The following is a 7,929-nucleotide window of genomic DNA, read 5'->3' on the forward strand; positions in this document are numbered from 1 at the left end:
CGTCTCCAAAGACAGGGTTTCTCGACAATCTGAGAGCACCTAAAGGTGCTCTTTTTCTCCGTTAGTTCGACTGTTTTTAAAACATTTCTTCTTCCGCCTCCATGCTTCTTATCTGATATAAACTGGACCAAGTATAAAGAAAACGTACATTGGATGAGGACTTGGCAATTTTTTATTAGTGGGGGTCTTTAACGCAAGAGAATGTTCACTTTTGGCAATACATTTTGCAGGTTTTTATTTCTTTGCAATACTATTCTTGAACAGAACGCATGTTTCATTTTCTTGTAGTCTTTGATATAATAATTTTCATTCAATTAGTTTAATTGGCCAATTACAAACTTAGTAATTGATGCATTCTATATTATATGGAGGATACCATTCATGAGAAGGGATTACGTCAGCGTCGAGTCTTTTTGTGGTGCAGGTGGTCTTGGGCTGGGGTTACATGATGCGGGCTTCCAAATAGGAGCTGCATTTGATCTCAATGAGCCAGCGGTTTTAACTTATCAAAAAAATCTATCCGATAGATGTTTTGTTGCTGATGCCACAAAGCTATCTGGAGAGTATTTATTAGAGTATGTTGGTTTAAACAAGGGTGAGCTTGATTTATTTGCAGGAGGTCCTCCATGTCAAGGGTTCTCTAAACAAAAAAGAGGAGCTCATTTAGGGGATGACGAAAGGAATAAATTAGTCTTAGAATTTGTTCGGTTAGTAAAAGAGCTCCAACCTAAATTTTTTATGCTTGAAAATGTTGCTATGTTAGGCCAAAAGAGAGGGACTTATTTTATAGACGCTCTTAAGGAAGAGCTTAATGAATACACGTTATTTCCCAATATTTACAACTCGGCAGACTATGGACTTGCACAGACTAGAGAAAGATTTATCATTGTAGGGAAACATTCTAAAATCAAAGCTCCTTTTATAATACCTGCCCCAACTGTTAGTGTATGGAACACAGTGGGTAAAGTTCTTGGAAATTTACCAGAGCCACCAGAGGATCATAGAATTGAGCATCCAGAATTAGCTAATCATCAGAGAGCTAATGTCTCTGCTATGAATATAAAGAGATTTTCATACGTTAAGCAAGGTGGTGGTTGGAGAGATATCCCTATGGAATACAGATTGGATTGTCATAAAAAAGCTGACACATCAAAAGGTGGATGGCCAGATGTATACGGGCGTTTAAGATGGGATGGCCAAGCTCCAACCATAACAGGTGGCTTTGATAGTTATACACGTGGTAGATATGGGCATCCTTTACAAAATCGTCCTCTTACACCAAGGGAAGCAGCGCTCTTACAGGGATTTCCTATAGATTACCGTTTTTTTGGAAATAAACATGAAGTAAGGCATCAAATTGGGAATGCAGTTCCACCGTTGTTATCCAAGGCGATTGGAGATGAAATCATACGTTCATTAGATATTGAATATGAGAATGAGATTTTAATAGGCCACTCTGAGGCAAACGCCAGTCTTGTAAGATAATCTAAATAAAGGGGGTGCTCGAAATTGAGCATCCCCTTTATTTATGAATAATTACTAACATTATCGAATAAACTATTAACTTCGTAAAAATATTCTCCCAAAGGTCTAACATTGATTGGGGGAAATACATTATTAAGTGCTAAGTATTTAGTAGGTGCGTCTAAATAGTATATACGATACATTTGTGCTATAAATAATTGATATGCACGCCATTGTTCAGGCAAACATATATCGGTTACTTCTAATTTCTTTTGATCGGTTTTGGTTTCTGATAAGCAAACTAGCATACCTAGGAATCTTCCTGTCCCGTATACACCATCAAGTACACGCTGATGTGCCCATACCTGTATGACTCTTTCCCGAGTTGATGTTTTGACTGGTAAGTGAATTTTAGGACGATTATCGCCAAGATCATAAATATAATCAGTAGGTAGAGAAGTGTCTCTGTCCAAATTTAAAACTTGAATTGAGGTTTGGGGATGTACTCGAAGAGTTTTTGCGAACCAATGACTTGAGAAATATTCAAAAAAAGTGCCTGGGGTTTTCTGGTCTCCGCTTTTCCCTAAGTCAATAACAGCACAAAAACTTATAGCCATTGTGTATAGTGCCTTAGTTATATCATCTGGAGTAGTACTATTTAATTGATTATTAATTAGGTGTGCTAATGTATTCTCCACTAACTGCACATCATTAATAAATAAATCTTCATTTACTGCTCTAGAATTTTTAGTTCCATTATGAAATACAAAGTATTGTTTACCGGGAATCTTAGATATTAAACTTATTTTAGTTGAAGCAGTTAAAATATTTTGACAATGCCTATGGAGTTCAATAAATAATTTTGTTATTTCAGAATTCTGGGCATCAATTTTTGAAAGTGCCCCTATACTCTTATAAATTCTAATTGCTGTATTCATGCTGGCCTCTATTCATAGTGATTAATCACCGGATTTTTTATAATAAATTGCTTAAAGATCATAAGAAAATAGTTCAATTAATTTTATGTTGTAACTCAATTAAGCTAACAATATTCTTTGTTATAGTAGTGAGAATTTCGAGCTCAGTTGTTTCTCTTGAATTTATGAGTAACATAAGTTCATTTATGATTAGTTTTCGATTGGTTTGTTCATCGAATTGAAAAAGTTCAAAGGGTGGAACCTTTAACGCTAAAATTATTTTTTCCAACGTCTCCAATGAAATATTTCGATCTCCACGTTCTACTCCGCCAATATAACTGTAATGAAGTCCTGCTGCTTCTGCTAGTTGTTCCTGTGTCCATCCTTTAGCTTTTCTTAGTTCTCGTATTCGGTTTCCGACACTTTCTGGTAAACTCATGTAATCACCTCCACTTAAGGTTAGAAGAGGAGAGAATATCGTTACAGACCATCTTGTGCAAAATAAATACATATAAAACTGTACTTTTAAGTACTTTTTATATTGACCTCCTTTTCCTCTTTCTATACAATTGGATGTAAATGGAAAAACAAGGAGGACCTATTCTTGAGAACTTCTATCCTAAAATCACTCAAACCGGACATCATTGTTGAAATGTTGGAGATGGCTGCGGCTTTTGAAAATTGGAAAAAGGTAATGGAGACGGCGGATATTTTGTACCAATGTGTACAGCGTATCTATGAAGAACGGCAGTATCATAAAGCAATGAAATTACCCATCCCGCATGTCAATTTAGAACGTCCGTTGGTATATTATTTTGGATTCAGTCACCTGATGTGTGGAATGGCTCACCAGAACCAGGGTGCATATGAGCAGGCAAGGGAGTGCATCTTTAAGTATGTTGAGCTTGGATGGATGGAGGATCTAAAGGGAGAAGATATTCAGGTTGTCGAGGAATTCAGGTTTTTAGCCAAAACTAATTTATATGCAGTAGATATTTTGTCTGGAAATATACAGCTGATCGAGGAATATGTAGCCTTTTTGCAGGATAACCGAGAGGAAATATTACCGGGGCTCAATACCATATTACAGGCAGCGCTTTTGTATCATTTGGATGTAGCAGATATCTTACATACGTTTGCAGAGCAGATTGATGAATTCGAGAGTTATGAAGACGCAGAGAACGTGTCTTATTACTATAGCTACCGCTATCATTTGGCTTTGTACTATCGGAAGTACGGCAGATTACAGGATGCAGTGGGACTTGCTGTGCGGGCGATGCAACTAGCTGATCAGTCAGGAAATGACCGTAATTTCAAGAAATGTACAGCATTGTTTGAATCATTACGGGAGTCAGCGACAGCGGAGCAAATCAGCGAATATCGAGAGATGCTAATGCAGTGTCTTGATGAATACGGAACTGACTGTATTTCTTTGTGAAGAGCGTAAATGAATGATCCGCCATGATCTGAACAGGGGATAGGCTCGTAGTGGAGAGGAAATAGATAGGTAAGAGACGTTTCAGGTGCTAAAATAACTATGTTACAGGTAAGTTTTTAAGTTAGGGATCGTAAATGCGATTTTACATTATCATTCGACATAGATAGGGGTATGGAATTTGTTTATTCAGCTTATAGGTGTGGGGAAGTTAAAAGAGAAGTATTTGGTCATGGGCATTCAGGAATATTGTAAACGGCTAGGGCCATATATCAAGTTCCAAATGATCGAAGTAGCCGATGAAAAGGCTCCTGACACACTGAGCGAGGCGGAAGTCCGACAGGTCAAGGAACGAGAGGGAGAGCGCATTCTTGCTCATGTGAAAAATGAAGCACGTGTCATTGTACTCGCCATCGACGGCAAACTGTGGAGTTCAGAAGAACTCGCAGAGGAATTGGACAAGCTCGGCACCTACGGTACAAGCCATGTTGTCTTCGTCATTGGCGGTAGTCATGGTCTCTCTGACGAGGTCCTCCGCCGCGCCCAGCAGAAGCTGAGCTTCGGAAGGATGACCTTGCCGCATCAGTTGATGCGACTAGTGCTGGTAGAGCAGATTTACCGGGCGGTGAAGATTAATCGGGGGGAACCTTACCATAAATAAGGGCAAATTTTTTTGCGGCTTTCCTTGCGGGGCATGGGTTTGAATATATGTGTGCAGGCGATTTTATTCAACGTTGATATCTATTCTATGGTCAAAATATACTGATATGGCTTAGAGAAGACATGCCGTTATATTTTTCAATAGAAACTGACAAAAAAAGTATCCCTACATTATAATTGTTATATATCCTATAGGGGCACTGACCAGGAGGACGGCATGCAATTTCAACCAATGTATTATGATGGGGAATTATTTCTACCGAGGATCGAATTAAATATGACATCGAACCAATCGATTGGTATTATAACGGACTTGAAGCGAAAGCAGCTTTTAATGAATCAATTAGAGGATCATTCCCAATATTATTTATTTCGAGCTCAACAAAACGAGTATATGCGTTTAACGGTGGAAGAGCTGATCACTTTTTTAATCAAAGTAACGGAGAGGAATGAGCGTGTCGCTCTGTTAATGGATTATTTTGCGTTAGAGGAAGAACGGAAGATAAGAATCAAAAATCTAAGCTCATCGAAAAGGATGTATGTGACCTTGCTGCGTGCCTTTTTTGCGCATCATCCTACCCTTGTATTGGAGGAACCCTATTTTTTCTTGGAAGAAGAAGATCGTCATCATTTTAAACGGATTTTGGATGATCTTTCGAAAGAGAAGCAGATTTTAATTTTAACTTCGAATTTAGAGGATGCCATGATTTCCTGCGATGCCATTTATCGATTGAACGAATTCGGATTTCACCCACTGGATATTCGGGACTCGGAAGAGGATAAGCAGGAAGTGCCGGAACAAGATCGGGCCAATATCACCTTGCAGAAGATTTATACGAAAAGAAATGACAAAGCGATTTTATTTGATCCGCCTGAAGTCGATTACATAGAAAGTATGGATGGTTCGATCCTAGTTCATGTGGGTGGAGAAAATTTTGTCTGTGCTTTGACGCTAACCGAGCTCGAGCAGAGATTGATAAATTTCGGATTTTTTAGGTGTCATCGATCCTACATCGTTAACTTGCAAAAAGTAAGAGAGATTATTACATGGACGAAGAATAGCTACAGCTTGCGATTAAATACAGGTAAAGATTCCGTGGTTCCGTTATCCCGTTCAAAATTGCATGAATTAAAAGCACTTCTTAACATTTAATTTCCGGGGCAATATCAAACCAATCAAGCATTCCATGGTACCATTCAGGCGACAATAGCTACATTTCGGCGGGTTTTGATGGCTCGAAGCAAGCAATCTTTATATGCTTAAGGCATCAACGCTAAGGAAGTGGTGTTCATGGATGTGATCCAAGTAGAACATATTCGAAAGCGGTTTGGAAATAAGGATGCGTTGTCGGACGTGTCCTTTTCCATTCCGAAAGGGGAAGTTTTTGGTTTTCTGGGTCCGAGTGGTTCGGGAAAAACGACATTAATTAAGATTTTAACGGCGCAATTAAATCCGACAAGCGGACAGGCAAGAGTATTTAACCAGCCGGCGGAGATGATGCATCAGTCTGCGCAGAAGATGCGCTTTGGCATTTTGACGGATAACAGCGGTCTATATGAGAGATTAACGATTGAGGAAAATCTGGAGCTGTATCGTAAGTTATATGATCTTCCTAAATCTTCGATCGATAAGGTGCTGCAGTTTGTAAACTTAAGCGGAGAGCGCAAAAAGAAAGTCCACCGCTTATCGAAAGGGATGCGTCAGCGTGTCATGTTGGCATGCGCGGTGATCCATGAGCCGGAATTGTTATTCTTGGATGAACCTACTTCGGCTTTAGATCCAGTAAACTCAGCACATATTTATAAGGGCTTACGCTATTTAAATGAGAAAGGGACAACGATTTTTTTAACTACGCATGATATGGCTGAGGCAGAATTGCTATGTAACCGTGTGGCGATTTTGTATCAAGGGCAAATCCAAGCCATCGGCTCCCCCCAGGAACTAAAAAAACAGCATCGGGAAAACGTAGTTTGTGTTGACTTAATCAATGGGGAAACCTACGATCTCCCGCTCGATGAGGGGACGGCCGATAAAATCGCCGATTGGATGAAACGAGGGTTAATTGATCGATTAGAAACGAAAGAGCCAAGTCTAGGTGATATCTTCATTAAAATGACAGGAAGTGAGTTACTATGAGTATCTCATTAAAACGTGTGCGCGCGATATTTGTGAAGGATTACAAAGAGTTTTCACGCAATTATGCGGTCTCTATTATGTTGGTTATTCCTATTGTTCTCGCACTTCTTATTCGAGGAATAGATTCGTCTTTGCCCTTAGCATCCGTGGCTGGAACTTTCGCTACCGTTCTTAATCTTTCGTTTGTGTTGCTGACATGTTTCGCACAAGCCTGCTTGATTGCGGAAGAAAAGGAGCGTAACACGTTAAGATCATTAATGATGACTCCGGCCACGACCCTGGACGTTTTAATCGGTAAAAGCAGCCTGGTCTTTGTCATGTCAGCTGTCGTTCTGGCCGTTTCTACGTATATATTCGGATATAAGCCGGCCAATATATGGGCTTTTGCGGCGGCCGTTATTCTTTCGATAATTCTATACATCGCGGCCGGAACGATCTGCGGCTTGTTCTCCAGGACGCTGCTGGATGCATCGTTATCCATACTTCCTGTGACATTCGTATTTACCGGGGCGCCTTGGGGAGTGTTTCTAGTAGATGATTATCCGATCTTCAAAGTGCTGGATTACGCACCAAGCAGTCAACTTGTGCATTTGCTAGGTATACCCAATACAGGCTTTACGACGGGAGATTTATTAAAACCCCTCCTCATTATCTTGGCGTGGACGGTTGTATTAACGATTGTGTCTGTTGTTTTGTATCAACGACGGTTAAAGGACGAGTAGGAAGGAGGGATCAAATTCCGATGAATTTAGCCGTCAAGTTGATGCGAGAATTGAAAGACCGCGATAACCGGCTTAAGCTGAAAGGCTATCGGGACAAAGTGGAGCTCGTCAGGAAGCGGAATTTGGAAGCATGGGATGAAAAGCAGTTGCAGGCGGAATCTCTCCGGCTGAAAAAGGAAGCAAAATCGGGTGCGCCTTTGGACGAGCTGCTTATCGATGCCTATGCGCTAGTTTGTGAGGCGGCGAAGAGAAAGCTCGGGTTACAGCCTTACGATGTCCAGATCATGGCTGGCATCGCTCTGCATGAGGGGTTTTTGATCGAGCAGCATACCGGTGAAGGAAAAACGCTCTCTGCTGTTATGCCTGCTTATCTAAATGCGCTGACCGGTGAAGGCGTTCATGTGCTGACTTTTAACGATTATTTAGGCAAATCGAGATGCCGAGTGGATGGGCCCGATCTATCGTTTCCTCGGGTTAACGGTAAAATCGGTTCAAGCGGGCATGAGCTTGTCCGAGAAACGGGAAGCGTACGCCGCGGATATAACCTATGTTACGGCCAAAGAGGCGGGATTCGATTATTTGCGCGACACGATC

General features: G+C 40.6%; 8 protein-coding genes and 1 pseudogene. 7 read left to right on the forward strand and 2 right to left on the reverse strand.

Features of this window, described 5'->3' with window-relative positions; genetic code table 11:
• Nucleotides 1-381: 381 nt before the first annotated feature.
• Entirely contained in the window at nt 382-1,485 is a 1,104-nt protein-coding gene (locus L693_RS0124770; RefSeq protein WP_025720851.1) for a DNA cytosine methyltransferase, read from the forward strand.
• A gap of 41 nt (nt 1,486-1,526) precedes the next feature.
• Here L693_RS0124770 and L693_RS0124775 read toward each other — a convergent pair whose 3' ends face one another.
• Both L693_RS0124775 and L693_RS0124780 read right to left on the reverse strand, forming a co-directional pair.
• Nucleotides 1,527-2,402: a hypothetical protein gene (locus L693_RS0124775; RefSeq protein WP_025720852.1), complete on the reverse strand. Its 876-nt coding sequence runs from the start codon at nt 2,400-2,402 to the stop codon at nt 1,527-1,529.
• Between the two features lie 73 nt (nt 2,403-2,475).
• Nucleotides 2,476-2,820, reverse strand: a complete 345-nt coding sequence (locus tag L693_RS0124780; RefSeq protein ID WP_025720854.1) for a helix-turn-helix domain-containing protein — start codon at nt 2,818-2,820, stop codon at nt 2,476-2,478.
• Between the two features lie 165 nt (nt 2,821-2,985).
• Between L693_RS0124780 and L693_RS0124785 the strand changes: the two genes are divergently transcribed.
• From L693_RS0124785 to L693_RS28520, 6 genes and pseudogenes are all read left to right on the forward strand, one after another.
• Nucleotides 2,986-3,819 carry a hypothetical protein gene (locus L693_RS0124785; protein WP_025720856.1) on the forward strand — a complete coding sequence of 278 codons (834 nt, stop codon included), beginning with the start codon at nt 2,986-2,988 and terminating at the stop codon, nt 3,817-3,819.
• Between the two features lie 178 nt (nt 3,820-3,997).
• Nucleotides 3,998-4,477, forward strand: coding sequence for a 23S rRNA (pseudouridine(1915)-N(3))-methyltransferase RlmH (gene rlmH, locus L693_RS0124790; RefSeq protein WP_025720858.1), 480 nt, complete (start codon nt 3,998-4,000; stop codon nt 4,475-4,477).
• Between the two features lie 216 nt (nt 4,478-4,693).
• Nucleotides 4,694-5,629 carry a LytTR family transcriptional regulator DNA-binding domain-containing protein gene (locus L693_RS0124795; RefSeq protein ID WP_025720860.1) on the forward strand — a complete coding sequence of 312 codons (936 nt, stop codon included), beginning with the start codon at nt 4,694-4,696 and terminating at the stop codon, nt 5,627-5,629.
• A 138-nt stretch (nt 5,630-5,767) separates the two neighbouring features.
• A complete protein-coding gene (locus tag L693_RS0124800) occupies nt 5,768-6,613 on the forward strand; it encodes an ABC transporter ATP-binding protein (RefSeq protein WP_025720861.1) in 846 nt (281 codons plus the stop codon).
• On the forward strand, nt 6,610-7,335 hold the full coding sequence (locus tag L693_RS0124805; RefSeq protein ID WP_025720863.1) for an ABC transporter permease: 726 nt from the start codon (nt 6,610-6,612) through the stop codon (nt 7,333-7,335). Before L693_RS0124800 ends, L693_RS0124805 begins: the two co-directional genes overlap by 4 nt.
• Nucleotides 7,336-7,355: 20 nt before the next feature.
• Nucleotides 7,356-7,929: pseudogene (locus tag L693_RS28520) on the forward strand (accessory Sec system translocase SecA2); the annotation flags it as partial.

This window comes from Paenibacillus sp. 1-18, from assembly GCF_000520755.1.
Classification (GTDB): Bacteria; Bacillota; Bacilli; order Paenibacillales; family Paenibacillaceae; genus Paenibacillus; species Paenibacillus brasilensis.